At 63.8% G+C, this 18523-nt stretch carries 16 protein-coding genes and 1 tRNA gene; 11 read left to right on the top strand and 6 right to left on the bottom strand.

Annotation, left to right across the window (positions count from 1 at the left end):
* Positions 1-546: FxDxF family PEP-CTERM protein (locus ACEN88_RS08045; RefSeq protein WP_413338570.1), on the bottom strand; the 546-nt coding region annotated here is incomplete at its 3' end.
* Positions 547-831: 285 nt separating this feature from the next.
* On the opposite strand from ACEN88_RS08045, the gene ACEN88_RS08050 reads away from it, so the two are divergent.
* Positions 832-1305: a hypothetical protein gene (locus tag ACEN88_RS08050; protein ID WP_413338572.1), complete on the top strand. Its 474-nt coding sequence runs from the start codon at positions 832-834 to the stop codon at positions 1303-1305.
* Positions 1306-1311: 6 nt separating this feature from the next.
* On the opposite strand, the gene ACEN88_RS08055 is transcribed toward ACEN88_RS08050, so the two are convergent.
* Entirely contained in the window at positions 1312-3270 is a 1959-nt protein-coding gene (locus ACEN88_RS08055) for an APC family permease (RefSeq protein WP_413338574.1), read from the bottom strand.
* A gap of 140 nt (positions 3271-3410) precedes the next feature.
* Here ACEN88_RS08055 and ACEN88_RS08060 point away from each other — a divergent pair.
* Positions 3411-3495: transfer RNA gene (locus tag ACEN88_RS08060), tRNA-Leu, on the top strand.
* A gap of 95 nt (positions 3496-3590) precedes the next feature.
* Here the strand turns inward: ACEN88_RS08060 and ACEN88_RS08065 are convergent.
* Positions 3591-3830, bottom strand: a complete 240-nt coding sequence (locus ACEN88_RS08065) for a type IV toxin-antitoxin system AbiEi family antitoxin domain-containing protein (RefSeq protein ID WP_413338576.1) — start codon at positions 3828-3830, stop codon at positions 3591-3593.
* 133 nt (positions 3831-3963) lie between these two features.
* Here ACEN88_RS08065 and ACEN88_RS08070 point away from each other — a divergent pair, with 133 nt between their 5' ends.
* From ACEN88_RS08070 to ACEN88_RS08100, 7 genes are all read left to right on the top strand, one after another.
* A complete protein-coding gene (locus ACEN88_RS08070) occupies positions 3964-5718 on the top strand; it encodes a methyltransferase domain-containing protein (RefSeq protein ID WP_413338578.1) in 1755 nt (584 codons plus the stop codon).
* 10 nt (positions 5719-5728) lie between these two features.
* Positions 5729-6277, top strand: coding sequence for a DUF2726 domain-containing protein (locus tag ACEN88_RS08075; protein WP_413338580.1), 549 nt, complete (start codon positions 5729-5731; stop codon positions 6275-6277).
* A 488-nt stretch (positions 6278-6765) separates the two neighbouring features.
* Positions 6766-8190 carry a DUF6861 domain-containing protein gene (locus ACEN88_RS08080; RefSeq protein WP_413338582.1) on the top strand — a complete coding sequence of 475 codons (1425 nt, stop codon included), beginning with the start codon at positions 6766-6768 and terminating at the stop codon, positions 8188-8190.
* Positions 8191-8201: 11 nt separating this feature from the next.
* Positions 8202-8807 (top strand): GAD-like domain-containing protein, encoded by a 606-nt coding sequence (locus tag ACEN88_RS08085; RefSeq protein WP_413338584.1) that lies wholly within the window; start codon positions 8202-8204, stop codon positions 8805-8807.
* 84 nt (positions 8808-8891) lie between these two features.
* Positions 8892-9497 carry a GAD-like domain-containing protein gene (locus ACEN88_RS08090; protein ID WP_413338585.1) on the top strand — a complete coding sequence of 202 codons (606 nt, stop codon included), beginning with the start codon at positions 8892-8894 and terminating at the stop codon, positions 9495-9497.
* A gap of 83 nt (positions 9498-9580) precedes the next feature.
* Positions 9581-10192, top strand: a complete 612-nt coding sequence (locus ACEN88_RS08095; RefSeq protein WP_413338587.1) for a GAD-like domain-containing protein — start codon at positions 9581-9583, stop codon at positions 10190-10192.
* Between the two features lie 77 nt (positions 10193-10269).
* Complete coding sequence (locus tag ACEN88_RS08100) at positions 10270-11166, top strand: XAC2610-related protein (protein WP_413338589.1); 897 nt, start codon at positions 10270-10272, stop codon at positions 11164-11166.
* A gap of 390 nt (positions 11167-11556) precedes the next feature.
* Here ACEN88_RS08100 and ACEN88_RS08105 read toward each other — a convergent pair whose 3' ends face one another.
* Together ACEN88_RS08105 and ACEN88_RS08110 are read right to left on the bottom strand one after the other, a co-directional pair.
* Entirely contained in the window at positions 11557-12951 is a 1395-nt protein-coding gene (locus tag ACEN88_RS08105) for a hypothetical protein (protein WP_413338590.1), read from the bottom strand.
* Complete coding sequence (locus tag ACEN88_RS08110) at positions 12926-13975, bottom strand: hypothetical protein (RefSeq protein ID WP_413338591.1); 1050 nt, start codon at positions 13973-13975, stop codon at positions 12926-12928. The genes ACEN88_RS08105 and ACEN88_RS08110 overlap by 26 nt, the downstream gene beginning before the upstream one ends.
* Positions 13976-14070: 95 nt before the next feature.
* On the opposite strand from ACEN88_RS08110, the gene ACEN88_RS08115 reads away from it, so the two are divergent.
* Positions 14071-15180, top strand: coding sequence for a helix-turn-helix transcriptional regulator (locus tag ACEN88_RS08115; protein ID WP_413338593.1), 1110 nt, complete (start codon positions 14071-14073; stop codon positions 15178-15180).
* Positions 15181-15244: 64 nt separating this feature from the next.
* Here ACEN88_RS08115 and ACEN88_RS08120 read toward each other — a convergent pair whose 3' ends face one another.
* Positions 15245-15985 carry a substrate-binding periplasmic protein gene (locus ACEN88_RS08120; RefSeq protein ID WP_413338595.1) on the bottom strand — a complete coding sequence of 247 codons (741 nt, stop codon included), beginning with the start codon at positions 15983-15985 and terminating at the stop codon, positions 15245-15247.
* Between the two features lie 222 nt (positions 15986-16207).
* On the opposite strand from ACEN88_RS08120, the gene ACEN88_RS08125 reads away from it, so the two are divergent.
* Positions 16208-18523: MHYT domain-containing protein (locus tag ACEN88_RS08125; protein WP_413338597.1), on the top strand; the 2316-nt coding region annotated here is incomplete at its 3' end.

Raw genomic sequence — 18523 nt, forward strand, 5'->3', positions numbered from 1 at the left:
CGTCAACACGCCCAGGCCGGCCAGCAGCATGCCCCAGGCCTGCGGCTCCGGCACCGGCGAGATCGTCAGATCCGCCCCGAACACCCCGCCCCCGACACCGCGCACCTCGCCATTCACCTGGATCGCGTAGGAACCGCTCGCCAGCCCAAAGCCCGACAGCGCCCACGAATCCGGCGCATCGGCACCCGAACCCGTCAGATCGATGCCCGCGATGGCGGTCCCCAGCATGGCCTTCGTGACCGGATCGTAGCGGTAAAGAGACCAGCCCGTGATCAGCAGGTCCTTCGTCTGCGGCGTGTTCAGGTAGGACGACGTCAGCGAGGCGGCCGCGTCAAACGGCGTGCCGACGTCGAACGTGAAGACGTCGGTGAAGGTGCTGCCGGTGGTCGACTGCGCGAACGTGTCGCCGAAATGCGCGTTGAAGCCGCCCAGGCCATCGTCCGTCGTGACGACCGGGGCCGTGCGGTTGACCGTCGCCGCCCCCGCGCCTTGCGCCATCAGGGCCGCGCCCGCGACCATGGCCAGAACGAGAGATTTGAGTTTCATGATAGTTCCGTTGAGAGATTAATCGGACTCGCTATCCAGGAGCAGGTGTCTTTACACCGATCCGTCGGAACAGCTTAAGTTCCGAAAGCCTGACTAACCGTTAGATCTCGCACAAATTTCTATCATTTCTGAATAGAAAAGAATTTTCCGACCAGGAACCTTTTATTCCAGAACAATTCTTCTCGGAAAAGGCGAATTTGAGGAAGGTCAATCCGCCCCGGGGGCGCTTGATCAAAATGGGGTTTGTAATCGGTCCCTGCCGTCGTTGAACGTAAGGAGTGCGACATGAAAAGCGTGACGTTTTCCGAAATCGAGCGCGTCCGGAAGGGAGCGCATCGCCCCACCTCCCCCGCCCCCGCGCAACACCGGGTACTTCTCCTGCTGAGCATGGTGCTGGGCCTGCCCGCGCTGGCCTTCGCCTTCCACCTCATCGATCCGACGGCGCCGCTCGGCTACATCGTCGTGCCGGTACTGCTGGGCGGCCTGCTGCCGGCGATCGCGCCCACGCTCCTTGGCCGCTTCGAGGTCACGACCCGCTTTTCGGCCTGCCACCTGGTCGGCACCCTGGACGATGCGATGGAAAGTCTCGGCTACGCGCCGGCCGAACGCGGCCCCGGCACCGTGCGCTACCGCATGCGCGCAGCACGCTGGCCCGCTGGAAAGAACGCCGACATCACGGTGACGGTGCGCGACCACATGCTCGAAGTCGCCGGCCCCGTGCGCACGCTGCATGCGTTGCGCCGGCAACTCAGCTGCTGACCCGCGTCACACCTTCATCGGCAGGATCACCATCTGCAGGCCTTCCAGGTGCAGCCGGCGCTGCACCGCCAGCGACGCCTGGTTGTGCAGCAGCCGCGTGAACCAGTTATCGGATGCGAAGATCAATTTACTGGTGAAGAAAATCGAGTTCGGATACTCGCGGTTGATCTGCTCGCACATGCGGGTCACCTCTTCCACCGCATCCGTGCCGAAGCCGATGTAGGACGCCGACGCCATCCCGTGGCTCTGGCAGAAATCGACAAAGTATTCCAGCGTCCGCGCCGCATCCTTCCGCATCTTTTCGAGCGCGCCCTCGCCGCCATAGGCGTGGGCGTCGACCGTGCGTGCGTTCACGAACAGGAAATTCTTGAAGTGGCCGGGGAACATGCGCAGCACCCACAGCAGCGCGTGCAGGCCGCCGCCGCGCGAGTTACCGACGATGAAGACGGCCGTCTGCGCATCCGGTTCCGGATCGACGGCTTCCTTCACCGGGCCGAACGGCTGGTTGGCGAATACGCGGTCGACGGAACGGATGGCGCGCTTGGTTTCGCGGTAGTGGTTGCGGATGAAGATGCACAGGCCCGCGATGGCCGCGATGATCAGCGCCGTGGCCCAGCCGCCCTGCGTAAAACGTTCGACGAGCAGCACGGCGAGGATGCCGGCACAGATGATGAAGCCCGTCAGCGACAGCAGGAAGCGCCGGATCCAGCGCGCGTCCTTGCGATGCCGCCACCAGTACAAACACAGGCCGAACAGCGAGATCGCGAACGTGAGGAACACGGAGATCGAATACAGCACGACGAGCAGCGTCACCTGGCCGCGCGTCCAGAACAGGATCGCCAGCGCGGCGATGCCCATCACGAGGATGCCGTTCTGCGTGACGAGGCGCGTGGACAGGTAGCGGAACTGGTGCGGCACCCACGAATCGCCCGCCATGTTCGACAGCACGGACGGCCCGCCGAGGAAGCCGGTATTCGCCGCCACGAACAGGAGCCCGGCCTCGAACGCGAGGACGACGGCCAGCACGATCTGGTTCACCAGTTCGCCGCCCAGGCCCATGCTGGCGATGATGCGGCGGAAGGTGGTCGCGTTCAGCGTCTCGCCCGCGGTCGGCTGCGCATCCCACAACAGGTACAGCAGGATGATGCCGCCGGCCGTGACGGCCAGCGACAGCGCCATGTAGAACATCGTCATCTTGCCTGTGCGGACACGTGGCTCGGCCAGCAGGTTGACGTTGTTCGACACGGCCTCGAGGCCCGTATAGGTACCACCGCCCTGCGAGTACGCGAGCAGCAGCATGCCGGCCACGCCGGCCCAGCCGATCTCGCCGGCCAGCGAACCCGTCTCGGCCACCGTACTGGGCACGAGCTGCGGCAGGTGCGACGCATGCGCGACGATGCCGTACACGATCAGCACGAGGTGGGTGGCGACGAAGCCGAGGAAGATCGGCAGCAGGATCTGGATCGCCTCCTTCAGCCCGCGCAGGTTCATCACGATCAGGAGGCCGATGAAGAACGCCTCGGCCCAGAGTTTATAGGGCTGGAAGCCGAGCGGCAGGAACGACGCGAGCGCATCGACGCCGGACGCGATCGAGATCGCGATGGTCAGCACGTAGTCGAGGATCAGGGCGGCGCCGGACACGAGGCCGAGATACGGCCCGACGAGCTTGGTGGCCACGCGGTAGCCGCCGCCCCCGGTCGGGAACAGTTCGATCACCTGGTTGTAGGCGAGCGCGATGATGAAGACGGTGACGGCGGTGGCGACGGCCATGTAAAGGCCGAGGTGGGTGTGGGCGCCGAGCGCGCGAAAGGTTTCTTCCGGACCGTACGACGAGGAGGACAAGCCGTCCGCCCCGAGCCCGACCCAGGCAAGGAAGGCGACCAGGGCCATCGAGTGACGCGTCTCGCTCTTCATGGGGTCGAGCGGCTTGCCGAGGATGATCTCGCGTATTTTCTTATTCTTCATCGTACAGGCCGCCTTGCCGGACGGCGCGTTTGCTCAGGTAGGCAAGATCATACGCCGGAACGCCCCCTGCGCCCACTGCGGGCGCACGCACTCTGGTCAGTTTTGCATTCCATGTGCTAATATGCGCGCCTGCGCTTGCAGCCTCTGTGGCGGAATTGGTAGACGCACTTGACTCAAAATCAAGCGCCGAAAGGCGTGCCGGTTCGATTCCGGCCGGAGGCACCACCTACTCATCCGTAGTAGTCCCGCAAAGTCCAAGAAACCGCGTTTCTCCCTCTGGGAACGCGGTTTTTTTGTGCGCCGAAGTTTGAGCTCGTCCATTACCAGCCATCGTTTTTGTCGTAGGCGGATGCTGCGCTGTCGGGCAAAGCATACAAGCCGCGACCCAGCTCGAGCAGCCGGCCTTCGTCGGTCAGCGACGCGAGTAGTGCGAGCGATACGCCGGCGCAGTCCACAGCGCGTGTACTCGGCACGCCCTTGGATCGTGCCAGCTCAAGAATTTGGTCGGCCTGGAGGTTTATCTCACCACCCCATACAAAACCTCGACCGGCGTCGCGCAAAGAGGCGGGATTTCGTCATGACGGAATTTGTCCTGCCAACCTTGCCAAAGGTTGCCCATTTGAATCAAAAATATAGATATTGAACAGCTCCGCATTACAATAGCAATTAGCTCAACAGCAACGACAACAGTCGATGTCAGCTATCCCCTATTACGAACAGCACGCAACTCGGCTGGTTACTCAATACGAGTCGCTGTCTTTTGAGGACGTTCACGCGGACCTGATCGGCATACTGCCGGCGCCGGGCAGCACGGTCCTCGATATCGGCGCAGGTTCCGGCCGGGACGCGGCGTGGCTCGCGGCAAAGGGATACGACGTCGTGGCCGTCGAGCCATCCGAAGCCATGCTCGCCCACGCGCGCGCAAAACACACGTCGAGCCGGATCCAATGGCTGTCCGACAGCCTGCCTGACCTCGCGAACGTGCGCCGCCTCGGCTTGAGCTTCGACCTCATCCTGCTGTCCGCCGTCTGGATGCACATTCCTCCATCCGATCGCCAGCGTGCGTTGCGCAAGCTGGCGACGCTGCTGGCGCCGAAAGGACGCATCGCGATCAGTCTCCGGCTCGGTGCGCCCGACACCGAACGCGCGATGCACGAGGTCTCGCTACTGGAACTGGCCGGCCTTGCCCAGCAATTCGGGCTACGCATCGTCCACGCCAGCGACAGCCAGGACAAGCTGGGACGAAGCGAAGTGTCGTGGACGAACGTCGTGCTGGGGCTCCCCGACGACGGCCTGGGTGCCCTGCCCCTGCTGCGGCACCTGATCCTCGTGGACGAAAAGTCGTCGACGTACAAGATCGCGCTGCTGCGCGTACTGGCCCGCATCGCGGATACCGCGGCGGGGCTGGCCCGCTACGACGCGGAATCCGTGGTCGTGCCGTTGGGTCTTGTATCGCTCTTTTGGCTGCGCATGTACAAGCCCCTGATCGAACATGCCCTGCCCCAGATGCCGCAGAGGACCGGCCCCGGTTTCGTCACCAACAGCTTCACCTCGCTGCGGTCCGTGACCGCGGTCGAACTGCGGATCGGCTCCGTGTTCGGCGACCAGACGGCGAAGCACCTGCACCAGAGTCTTTCCGAGATTTCGCAGGTGATCCGCAATATGCCCGCGAACTACCTGCGCTGGCCCGCGAGCGACAAGCCGATCTTCGACGTCACGCGGCGCCGCATGGTGCCGACGCCGTCCCCGCTGCAAATCGACGAAGCCTTCCTGTGGAGTCTCGGCGACTTCCGCATCCCACTCGAGATCTGGCATGCGCTCACGCATTACAACGTGTGGATCGAGCCCGTGCTCGTGTCGGAGTGGGTCAGGCTGATCGAGTCCTACTGCAACGACGGTCGACCGGACGTTCGCGCCCTCGCCCACTCGCTGCTCGCATGGGTCGATCCCGCACGCGACACCAGCTTCGCCAGGGCGGCGGTCGACCGCATGCGCGCGGCCGGCAAGCCGGTGTACTGCGTCTGGTCCGGCGCGCGCCTGCGCGACGAGTACGACGTCGACCACTGCTTCCCGTTCGCTGCCTGGCCCTGCGGAGACGCGTGGAACCTGATGCCGGCATCACGGCAGGTCAACATCCAGAAATCGAACCGGCTCGTCACCCAGGCCGCGCTGGAACGCGCCAGCGACACCATCAGCAGCTGGTGGAACGACGCCTTCCTGAGCCAGGGCGACGGTCTGAGGCGCCAGTTCTTCCTCGAGGCGTCGCAGACGCTGCCGATTCTCGTGGCCACGCCGGAGCCGGCCGACGTCATCGACGCGATGAAAGTCCATCGCATCAGGTTGAGCAAGGATCAGGGACTGCGCCCTTGGGAGCCCGCCTATGCTGCCGGTCGCAACCGGGCTGCGGCCGCAAGCCTCCCTTCAATGCATCAACCGATTATCGAATGAGTTCGCCAACATGAAAATTATCCTGATCCTCCTCGTGCTGGCCGTGCTGCTGGTCGCCGTCGTCGCTGCACAGTCGAAGAGTGCGAAAAAAACCAGCCGGACCGGGACATACCGCCAGCGCAAACTTATGACCGATAACGAGGAAGAGTTTTTCGGCCGGCTCGTCGTGGCGCTTCCCGATCACTACATTTTCCCGCAAGTCGCAATGTCCGCCTTGCTGGATGCGGCAAGCAGCGACAAGAAGGAAGCCCATAGCGACAGGATGAGCATCGCCCAGCAGCGCGTCGATTACGTCGTCTGCACCCGACGCTGCGAGGTAGTCGCCGTCGTCGAACTGGACGACAAAACGCACTCACGCGCAAAGGATGAACTGCGGGACGCACGACTCGAACAGGCGGGGATACGGACCGTCCGCTTCCAGGCCCGTAACAAGCCAAAGGTCGAGGCCATCCGGAGCATGATTCTCGGCCCCACGATGACCAAAGCCGGCAAGGCCACGACCGAACACACTGGTCAGGGTGCCACCCCTGCCGGCGCTACGCCGTTCATTCCGCAATAGTCCGCCCGCGCGCCAGATTTCGTCATGACGAAATTTGTGGTCCGGGCCGCCGCGATGCCAGTTGCTCCTTCTCTTCGAACAAGAGCGACTTGAAGCTGCAGCGCGGTCATGGTGAACATCCGGATTTCGTCGCGACGAAATTTGTACGCATCCTTCCTTAGCATCGCTTGTAAAGATGCTCTCCCTGATGCAAGGCCCCTCCATTCCCGACTGGGTATCGCTGCAAATAAATGGATGACACGAATAAGGGCTCTAAGCAACCATGCCGGCGAGCCTAAGGTTCTTGTCTATCGAGCGCGGGTAGCCGGGGCATTCGGATATCATGCCGGGCGGTAACTCGACCGAGTTAGCGCTGTCGTCTGCAGGTGCGTCTGCTCCGTGTCGCCGCCTTCTTTTTGGCGGCGCCAACGTAGTTCTGTCGACGACAGCTGCGACTCCGGGCGACGTGCAGTGGGCGATATCGGACGGTGTGCGCAAGGGGACTGACGATGCAGGAAGTGTCACGTGTCTGGAACGATCTGAAGCGAAAAGAAGACCAGTTGACGTGGAGCGGTGGCTATCCTGGTCACGGCGAACAGTACGACAGTATGGGGCGGACCGCCGGCACCTCGGCTCACCTGGGCGGCGCGTGGGGCTATGACCAGCTCGGCCGAGTAAGCCGTGTGCGCAAGGCGCTGCACGACTCCGGGCCGCTGGCGCAGCGCATGATCGTCGAGCGCCTCGCTGGTATCGACTTGTCGATGATCGCGTCCATCCTCGTATCGGCGTGCCAGGACCTGGCACTGATCTACGGTGGCTCGACCGTTATCGGTGGATTCATCGGCGGTATCGGCGGCGCCTTCTTCGGCGGTATCGGCGCAGTACCGGGCGCCGCAGCCGGCGCTGCGGCGGGCAGCTACGTCGGCGGCCTTGTTTTGAGCGTGCTGGGCCTGAAGTCGCTGGTGGAAGGCATCGCAGAGGCGATACCAGCCGCGCTGCGGCACTACCAGAAGGGAATCGCGGAGGCATGGGGCCCCGAGCGGCAGGACGACCGCTTGCGTCTGGGCCTGGGTGTGCGCGGCGACACGGCCGCGGCAGCGTTCGACCTCGCCAACGGCCACGTGATCGTGATGATGGCGATCCTGTCCGTCATGACGGCGTATATGTCGCGAGGGAAGGCTGACCGGGCGGTCCTGCTGAGCGAAATCGAGCGTAGCCCCCGGCTTGGTCCGCGCGTCGCGGCCTGGGTCGAGCAGAACGAAGAACGGCTGCGCCGCCAACCGGCGCTGCAGGCGACCCATGGAGGCGCTGGCGGTCATCACGGGACGGCGCAGGAGCCGCCGCCATCGCGGCCGCGTGACGGACGACGCGAGAGCGAGGGCTCCCGCCCGCTCCTGATGCCGACGGCGAGGGTTCCGTGTTTCAAGACCAACGGCTTGCCGTCGACACGCTTTCCTGAATTCGACCGCCAGCTGGCCGGGCAGGAGACCGGGCTCAACGCCATGTCGGTGGCCGATTACCTCGATGGTCGCGACGCGTTCGAAACCCGCACGGTGGTGCGCAATCCGAATATGGCGCGCACGGCCCGTGCAACCCATAAAGGCAAGTTGGAACGCAAGTTCTTCAACACACTGCGCAATCAGGGATTGTCTGGCCTCGAAGCGACGGCGAAGGCCGCCGAGATGGCGACCGACCAGATGAAAGTCCTCGCCGCACTGCATAATCCGGATATGGTCGCCGGCGGGAGGGACGTGATCGCCGGGTTTGGCGACCGCTCGATCAATTCGCGTATCGGAGCACAATGGAAGGCGTGGACTAAAGAGAACGGCATGAGAACCACTCGACTGGCCGAGCTGGACAAAGCCGCCGAACGCGTACCCGAATCGCTGCGCACTACGATGAAAATGAACGCAAAACTTGAACGCTGCAAATGAGGATGCCCAATATGGATGAGGATTTCGCTCTTTTTCTGACGCATTTTGGACCGCCGATTGACAGGCGCTACGTGCCGCCCTCGACGATCGATCGTTACCGCGGAAAACTCCCTGACCAGTTGCTGGCGTACTGGGAAGAGTACGGCTGGTGCGGCTATGCGGATGGGTTATTCTGGACCGTGAATCCCCAGGAGTACGAGCCGGCGCTGGAGGCATGGATCGGCGAGACCCCGTTCATGGAGCAGGACGCCTACCACGTCATAGCACGCAGCGCTTTCGGCACCCTATACCTCTGGGGCGAAGAGACCGGCGACACACTCAACGTGATGGCGCCGGCCTCGACCTGTTTCACCTCGCCTCCCGACGACGACATCGACCGTGATTTCCAAATGCGTTTGTTCTTTGGGGGGATGTCGCGCGGGGCCAATGATGTCGAGGGCCTGTTCGCGCAGGCGTTGCAACAGTTGGGGCGCCTCGCGTACGACGAAATGTACGGCTTCGTTCCGGCGCTCGCGCTCGGTGGCGCTCTAACGCTTTCCAACCTGCGCAAGGTCAAAGCGGTCGAGCACCTCGTTATCCTTGCACAACTTGCACCGCTTCACGTAACTGAAATCTGACCGGGCGGGCGCCGTCCGGCCGCGTGACCGGCCTCAGTGTAGGCTCGCGCTGGCGCAGCCGCTTCCCGTCAAAGGACGCTTGACATGGACGAAGATTTCGCCTGCTTCTTGGCAGATTTTGGACCGGCGATCGATAAGCGCTACGTACCGCCATCGACGATCGCGCGCTATCGCGGCAAACTGCCGGACCAGTTGTTAGCGTACTGGGACGAGTACGGCTGGTGCGGCTATGCGGATGGGTTGTTCTGGACCGTCAATCCTCAGGAATACGAACCTGCGCTCGAAGCGTGGATCGGCGATACGCCATTCATGGAACAGGACGCCTACCACGTCATCGCACGCAGCGCTTTCGGTAAGCTTTACCTCTGGGGCGAAGAGACCGGGGACACACTCAGCATATTCGCGCCAGCCTCGACCTGTTTCGCATCGTCTCCCGACAACGACATCGACCGCGATTTCGAAATGCGTTTGTTCTTTGGGGGAATGTCGCGCAAGGGCATTGACGTCGAGGGCCTGTTCGCGCCGGCCCTGCAGCAATTAGGGCGCCCCGCGCACGACGAAATGTACGGCTTCGTTCCGGCGCTCGCGCTGGGCGGCGCTCTAACGCTCTCCAACCTGCGCAAGGTCAAGACGGTCGAGCACCTCGTCCTCCTTGCACAGCTTGCGCCGCTTGACGTAACCGTAATGTGATCGGGCGGGCGCCGTCTAGCCGCGTGACCGGCCTCAGTCCAGGCCGTGATGGCGCAGCCGCTTCCTGCCAAAGGACCCTTGATATGGATGAAGATTTCGCCTGCTTCTTGGCAGAGTTTGGACCGGCAATCGATAAGCGCTACGTGCCGCCATCGACGATCGCGCGCTATCGAGGCAAACTGCCGGACCAGTTGTTAGCGTACTGGGACGAGTACGGCTGGTGCGGCTATGCGGATGGGTTGTTCTGGACCGCCGATCCTCAGGAATACGAACCTGCGCTCGGTGCGTGGATCGGCGATACGCCGTTCATGGAACAGGACGTGTATCACGTCATCGCCCGAAGTGCGTTCGGCACGCTTTACCTCTGGGGCGAGCAAACCGGTGACACGCTGCGTATCTTTGCGCCTGCGTCATGCGGTTTCTCATCGGCGGCTGACAACGACGTCGATCGGGATTTCCAAATGCGCGTCTTCTTTGGTTCGCTGTGGCGCGACACTAACGACGTCGAAGGACTATTCGCGCCGGCGCTCAAGCAGTTGGGCCGTCTGGCACACGACGAAATGTACGGCTTCGTTCCCGCATTGGCGCTCGGAGGCGCGCCCACGCTAGCCAACCTGAAAAAGGTCAAGGCGGTCGAGCACCTCGTTATCCTAGCGCAGATCGAGCCCCTTTACGTGACCGAAACCGGAATCTGATCGGGCGGGCGCCATCCGGCCGTGTGATCGGCCTTTGGTCCAGTCCCCGCTTTTAAATGAAAGACGAAGTCGACAACATGAAGAAACGCTTCTCGTGCTTGGCCGTGGCCGGCGCCTTCTTAAACATGCCGTCCGCCTTCGCGGCAAACGAACCGTCGAAGATAGAAAGCGTCGCGCTGAACGCTGTCCGCAAACCGCCGACACGCTACGAAGGGACTCTGTCCAACAAGCGCATCCTGATGGTTCTGTCACAGCAGGGGGCGACTGTCGAGGGCGCCTACGCCTACGTGAAACAAGGCGCCAACGAAGCACCACGCTGGATTGATTTGAACGGCACCGCGACAGCCATTGGCAGCGTGACGCTGGTCGAAAAATTCAAGGATAAAATGACGGGCCAGTTCGACGGCAAAATCGCCGGCAACGTCTTTTCGGGGATGTGGCGTTCGCCGGAAGGCAAGAGCCTGGAATTCACGGCGACCGCCGTCGGGGTGCCAGGCAATCTCAAGATCTTCGCCCGTGTCGCGCGTACGAACGGCGACATGAAGTTGAAGGGAATCGACATCTATCGCGACCAGAAGCTGACGCAATCGCTCCCGGCCGACGCCAACATCTTCACATCGCTCCCGAATCTCCGGTACGACAACCGCGACATGAATTTCGACGGTTATCCCGATCTCGCGGTACCAGTCGAGAATGGAGAACAACTCTACTGGCTGTACGACCCGGCACAACTCCGCTACGTGGACGCGCCGGCGTCGCTGCGCGACATTAACGTCACGCACACACGGTACAGCACCAATGAAATCATCGAGGAGTGGAGCGGCGGGTCAAAGTCTAAAGGTATGAATGTTTACAAATACGCGGGCGGCAAATATTGCCCGATCGAGGAAACCACAGTGTCCGGCGAACCCGAGACAGCGAAGACCAGCACGAAAAAATATCCAGTGTCGCAATGCAAGGCCAAGGAAGACTGACGGCGCGCGAGGTAGTGATGCGCTTCAGTCGGCGTCGTAACGCAGACCGTCCCGCTGCTGCTCGCATTTGCCTAGAAACGACAGTGAACCAAGATCCGCGACAAAGGTCAAAGTGATCAGCGGGATTCCGCGTTAGAAACCCGCACCCATACCCTAAACGGCTGTGTATCCACACGTGTATCCATGCCACAGATGAGCTTGCCAAGAAAACCCAGCTGCCGCGCGTCCGCCAGCCGACTCATCGATTCCGGCCGGAACCTACTCATCCGTAGTAACCCGCAAAGTCCAAGAACCCGCGTTTCTCCCTCCGGGAACGCGGTTTTTTTGCGCGCCGAAGTTTGAATCAGCAGTCCGCTCCTGATTGCGCGGCGCCCGCCGGATTCACTGCGTTCAGAGAAAACGCAAGCGGATCGGGTATACGCCAGTGATGGATTCCACGCAGCCTTCAGCGACCAGAATCGGCGCCAGCACGGACGCCAGCCTGCGCGACTTGGCCGGGTAGTGTTGATCGATCCAGTAGCCAAGCGTGTCGGGCTCGACATCGCCGGTCATGTTGGCACCGAGACCAGCTTCCGCGCCCGCTGGAAAATCGTTCAGAAAATCCTGCAGGAAGTCGCTGTCGATGGTGAATGGCGTCTCGCTCCAGTCACCCGAAAACCCGATGTGGACGTTGCCCGCGTAGCTGATGTTGGGTGTCTTGCCGTTCAGCGTGCTGATCAGCGTACGCGGCAAACCCGCATGATCGCGCCTGAGCCGTGCTGCGCCCGCCCGCTGGATGTGCTTGCGTTGCCGCTCGTCGATGCCCGCACCCGGCGCGTTCTGCTTCAGGCAGCTGACGTCGTAGCCGATCATGAACAGGCTCGCTTCGAACGCATGCATGCGGTCTTCGGCCGCCTCTCCCGCGAACAGCCCGGGCGCCTTCTCCGACACCGCAGCCATCAGCCAGCCAAGCCGGATCTTTGCGCCGCACCAGTCGGCGGCCGTCGCGGCGGCAGCGGCGGGCGCGTACGACAGCACGCCGGGGCTCTGCGCATCCGCGAACAGGCTGTGCACGGAGCGGTCGGACGGTATCGCCGGAAAGGCCAGTTCGGACGGCAGCGGTGCGCCTGCCTTGCCCTGCGAGCGGCGCCACAACTCGACGAGCGCAGCGATCGCCGCCGCGACCCGCGAATCGTAAATCGGCAATCCATCGTGCGATGCGAGCGCGTGGACCTTGGTCAGCATCGAATTCATCTTCGTAGCCTGCGGCCGACTGGCGTCAACGACGGCGACGTCGAGCGCGAATGCGCGGCTCGACGTGCCCAGGTATTCCGCCAGCTTTCCCTCCGCATGCAACGCTTTCAGAAACGGCATGGCGCCTTTTGCATCGTTACGGTTGCCACCCCAAGCGAGAACCCGGCGGCAGGCGTCCAGCACCTCGTCCTCGTTGCGGCCGGCGATGGCCCGCTTCAACGCATCGCCCAGCTCGTGCAGGTAATCCCGCGTTTCCTGCCAGTTGCCTGTTTCGCTGCCCTTCGTACGCCAGCGGTAATGCCGCAGCAAGTCCAGTCCAGATGCGTCCGTACGGATGCCGCCGGGGACGAAGCGCGACGATTTGATGTCGAGCCGGATCGACAGGCTACGGTAGTGTTCAGCCAGCCAGTCCGTGAATGCGGCGACGTCCGACGACGCGATAAATGCGTTTCTGTTCATGCGAAAATCTTTCTTTAAAGAAACTACAATCCGAATTATAGCAATGCGGGTCGAGCGCGCGTATCGGTCAAAAATAACGCCAGCGCTCGTCATCGAACCTGGCGCCCGGGGGCACGAGGCCGGCGTCGATCAATGTGCGGAAGAGCAAAGTCCTGAGTTCATCCGCACTGGCCGCGGTGTATTCGCCGTTGTGATGCGATTGCGCGGGAATGAAGCGCGCCGACCGCTTCGCCGGATCTTCTTCCGCGATGTCGACGGTTACGTGGATGATCAGCCCCGGCGTCCCGTCCGCCGGCCGGATCCCGCGCGTGCCGATTGTCGCGAACGTATGGTCGCGGCTGACGTACACGGCCAGGCCACCCGGCAGCTCCCTGACCGGTTCATGCTCCTCGTGCAGGGTCCTGACGCTGTAGAAGAAACCCATGGATGCGGGCCCGGGCGTCGAACGCGGATGCAGCAAGGCGCCCACCGACGGACACCGCTGGACGAAACACCCGCCGAGTGCGGCATACACCTGGTTCAGAGCCGTCTGCACCTGCCGGATGGTTCGGTCGTTCAGCGTGCGCACGTACGCCGGCGCCAGCTCGAACTGCTGCTGTTCGATGGAGGCCTCGTCCCCACCCCACCGGGCCGGATGTGGATCGATCGGCAGAACGGTGCGCGCCAGCGTGCGTCCGTCCGGCGCGACGCATCCCGACCGGTAGTGCGCCTGCACGCCGCGGTACCACCGGCTCTCCGGCGCGAAATGGCGGTCCACGATTTGTACCAGCGTTGGATTGCCGGGGATCACGAGCCGGTCGCGCACGACGTCCGCGAGTAGCGCCACCGTCGTGTGCACATGTCCGTCGACGCGGGCGAAGCACGCATTCGCATCCGCGATCCTGTCCGCGTCGACCGTGTCGTCGGCGTGGATAAACCCGCGCGCGAGATGTCCGGCCAGCCGGTTGACTTCACGGCAAAGCCCGTCGACTTCGACGTACACGCGGTAATACACTGGCCAGTGCCGGACGATTACGTGCGGACCGGCAAACATGCCGAACACGAGATTGCCCAGCTCCGTCAGTTCGCGCAGCAGGCATGGCGCGCTCGTCGCCTGCGTGATCGTCGTCTGCTTCAATGCGTTCTCCTTTCGATATCCGGTTCCCGCGGCTTGTTGCCCTGCACCGGTACCGATATAGTGCGACGGATTAGCGACAAAATACGCCGGAAACCATGCCCAGAGATTCCACCGAACGACAGCTGGCCCGCAGGCTGGCGATCATCGACCTGTTGCCCCTTCTGCCCGAGCACGGTACCGGACAGGGCGCGACAGTCGACCAGCTCATTACCAGGCTGGGCGACGCCTTCGCGGTGGATCGGCGCACGTTCGAACGTGACCTGCGGGACCTCGCCGACCCGCAGGGTCCGTGGCGGCGACAGTTCGGCCTCGAGGTGGAGTCCCGTCCCAGCGCGGACGACGGAAGGGTCAACGAATGGTTCACCACCGCGCATAGCAAGATCCCCCTGTTCAAATCCGTGACGGCCGTCGACGCGTTGGTGGCCAGCTTCGCCCGCCAGGAACTGGGGCCGTTCCTGCCGCGCGACGCGCGCCGGGCGCTGGACGAGCAGGTCGCGACGATCGAACGGAAACAGCGGCATCTGCACCAGACCGACGCGCATCGGCAGGCCATCGCCTACCAGGACAAGATCCGCCGCCTGCCGGACGGCCGGCCGATGGGACCTGGCAAGGTAGCTCCAGCGCATCTGCAGACCGTCAACGACGCCTTGATGAAGAACCTGATGCTGCGTCTCGTCTACCGCGCGGCCAGGTCCGAGGTGAACAGGACGCATCGCGTGTATCCCGTCGGCCTCGTGATCCATGATCGCACGCTGCGCCTGCTGGCTGTCGACGAGGCCGATGTCACCAAGGATCCAGCGGCGATGACGGTCAAGAGTTTCCACCTTCACCGCATGCGGGAAGCGACCCTGGACGATCCGGTCGCGCGCAACATCAGGGTACCCACGCTGGACGAGGCGCTCGCGCGCGGCACGCTGGAGATGTGGTCGAAGGGCCGTATCACCCTGCACCTGCGCTTCGCTGGCGGCGAGAACGCGGACGTCTTCGCGCGTACACTGGAAGAGATGCCGTTGTCCGACGACCAAACCATCTTCCTCAACACGGCCGGACAACGGGAATTGATGGCCACCGTGACCAATACGTCGACGCTGCGCCGCATGTTGCAAAGCATGGCCCGCGAAGCCAAGGTGCTGGCGCCGGACGATCTCAAACAGGAGATATGCGCCTTCCTGGCCGAGGCGCTCGCCTTGCAACAGGGCGACTGACGGAACGGCCAGGCAGGCTTGACCGGCATGTCGGTCGCCTGCCCGATCCCGGCCGCATGGACGGTCAGCGCGACTTCACGCCCCAGTCGTCGTACTTGTGCACGATCGCGCGCGAGGTCCCGTCGTGTTCCATGGCTTCCAGGGAACCGTTCATGCGCGCGACGAGCGCATCCGGCACGGCGCGGTTGCAGGCCAGGTAGACGCGGATGCGGTTGAACACGAGGACGGGGACCACCTTGCCCGTGTAGCCCAGGCGGTCGAGCGTGAGGCTGCCGCGACGGATGCTGGCGGCCCACAGGTCGATGCGGTCCATCATGAGCTTGCGGGGATTGATCAGGTCGTTCGGCGCGGGGTCGACGTTGAAGCCGCGCGCGCGCAGGAACTGGTCGCGCGCGTCGCCGTTGTAGGTGCCCACGCGGTAGGCGCGCGCGTCGTCCAGGGTGCGCACGTCGAAGCGGCGGCCGGCGCGGCCCATCAGGACCCATTCGGCCTCGCCGATCGGTCCGATCCATTTGAAATGCGGTTCGCGCTCGGGCGTGCGCGTGGTCGAATAGACGCAGGCGTCCTTGTGTTCCAGCGCGGCCGTGTAGGCGCGCTTCCAGGGCAGCAGGTCGATCGAATAGGCGATGCCGGAGCGGACCATGATCTCGCGCACCATGTCGGTACCGATCCCCGTCACGCGGTCGCCTTCGCGCATGCTGTACGGTGCCGAGGTCTCGGTGGTCAGGTACAGCCGCGGCGCCGGCTCCGCCCACGCCCACGCGCAGGCTACCGCCAGCAATGCGGCAAGAACTGTCGTTTTCATACGTTCGCACCCAGTGCGGGCGTCCCCGGCGGACAACCCGTTTAACTAGCATAGCAGCAACATCGAGAACGCGGCAACGCGTAACAAGCCGGCAATATTGACTGCTCACCGGTAGCGTATTTGCGACATTTTGCCGGCTCGTTCGGCATTTAATTCTTACAAGCAAGACTTTCAGTGGTGAAAGTGCCATACTTTGGTCATTCTCACCAAAAATCACACGCCATGCTGTCCGTGTTCACGCTTCCTTCCGATCCGTCGCTGCTCAGCTACGGGCTGTACACGCCGAAGCTCGTCGCGTTGTCCATCCTCGTCGCCATCTTCGCATCCTGGATGGGCCTGCAGATCGCCGGCCAGGCCGCCGCCAATCGCGCCCAGCGCTGGATCATCCTCGCCACCGGCAGCCTCGCGCTCGGCGCCGGCGTGTGGGCCATGCACTTCATCGGCATGCTCGCGTTCGACCTGTGCACGGAGGTCGACTACGACCCGTCCGCCACCATCCTCTCCAGCCTGCCGAGCATCGGCGCCTCGTTCGTGGCGCTGACCCTGATCGCGCGCGAGCGCCTGGGCGGCTGGGGCCTGCTGGCCGGCGGCGTGATCGTCGGCGCGGGCATCGGCGTGATGCACTACGCGGGCATGACCGGCATGCAGATGGGCCTGGAATTGCGCTACGACCCGCTCATGTTCGGCCTGTCGATCGTCGTCGCCGTCGTGCTGGCGACGCTGGCCCTGTGGGTGCGCTTCGGCCTGTCCAGCCTGTCGCACCGGCTGAGCGAACAACGCCGCCTGCTCCTGGCCGCCATCGTGATGGGCTGTGCCATCGCCGGCATGCATTACACGGGCATGGCCGCGGCGCGCTTCGTCGGCCACACGGTAACGCCGGCGACCCACACGACCAGCACCTTCCTCGCACTGGCGATCACGCTGATCACCGTCGCGTTCACCGTCTTCGTGCTGGCCGCCAACGGCCTGCTGCGCTACCGCCAGCTGTTCCGCGAACTGTCGCGCAGCGAGGCGTGGATGCGGGCACTGCTCACCACCACCGTCGACGGCGTGATCACGGTCGACCGCCAGGGCACCATCCGCGAATTCAATGCCTCGGCCGAACGCATCTTCGGCTGGCGCCGCGACGAGATCGTCGGCCACAACATCCGCCTCGTGATCGGCAACGAAACCGCGTCCGAGGAAGTCGGCCTGCTGCACTCGCTGCGCACGGGCCAGATCAGCCCCGGCGCGCGCGGCGCCGACGTGACGGGCCGCTGCAAGGACGGCAGCATCGTGCCGATCCGGCGCGCCCTCGGCCATGCGCGCCTGGACGGGCAGGACCTGTTCGTCTGCTTCATCACCGACATCACCGACCGGCGCAAGATGGAGCAGGCGCTGCGCGCCAGCGAGCAGCAGTTCCGTTCGCTGATCGGCAACATTCCCGGCATCTCGTATCGCAGCAGCCTGATCGAAGGCGAGGCGCCGATGCTGTTCATCAGCGACGCCGTCGAGCGCATCACCGGCTATCCGGGCCGCGACTTCCTGGGCGCGGCGCCGCGCCGCACGTTCGCGCCGCTGATCCACGCGGCCGACCGCGTGCGCGTGTCGGAAACGATCGCCACCGCGCTGCGCGAGGACCGGCCGTACCTCGTCGAATACCGTTTATTGCATGCGGACGGCAGCACTCGCTGGATGTGGGAAAACGGCACCGGCGTGCGCAACGAGGCGGGCGAGCTGTGCTGGCTGGACGGCGTCATCCTCGACATCACGGAGCGGCGCGAGATAGAAGACGCGCTGCGGGTGGCGAAGGAAAACGCCGAACAGGCGGCCGCGGCGCGCGCGAGCTTCGTCGCCAACATGAGTCACGAGATCCGCACGCCGATGAATGCCATCCTCGGCTTCACCGACGTGCTGCTGGACGGCGAACTGAACGCCGACCAGCGCCGCCACCTGGACACGATCCGCAGCTCGGGCCGCGCCCTGCTGCGCCTCCTCAACGAGATCCTCGACACCGCCAAGCTGGAAAAAGGCGCGGTGGAGCTGGAACAGAACGACTACAACCTGCTGTCGCTGATCGACGAGCTGTCGTCGACGCTGGCGGCCAACGCGCGCGCCAAGGGCCTGCACGTCGACATCCATTACGATCCGGCGCTGCCGACCTGCCTGCGCGGCGACGAGCTGCGCGTGCGCCAGGTGCTCACCAACCTGCTCGACAACGCGATCAAGTTCACGGAACAGGGCAGCGTCACCCTGCGCGCCGACCTGAAGGACGAACACCTGCATTTCACGATCAGCGACACCGGCATCGGCATCGCGCCGGAGCGCCTGGCCGCCATCTTCGAACCGTTCACCCAGGCCGACGCGTCGATGACGCGCCGCTTCGGCGGCACGGGCCTCGGCACCACGATCTGCAAGCAGCTCGTCGAGCTGATGGGCGGCCGCATCTGGGCCGAGAGCGAACCAGGCCGCGGCACGACGTTCCACGTCGTGCTGCCGCTCGTACTGGCGCGCTTCGCTCCGCAGCAGCAGTTGCAGCAGTTCCTGGTTCTGCGGCAC

It is taken from the genome of Massilia sp. CT11-108 (assembly GCF_047302915.1).
In the GTDB taxonomy this organism is placed as follows: domain Bacteria; phylum Pseudomonadota; class Gammaproteobacteria; order Burkholderiales; family Burkholderiaceae_D; genus Telluria; species Telluria orientalis.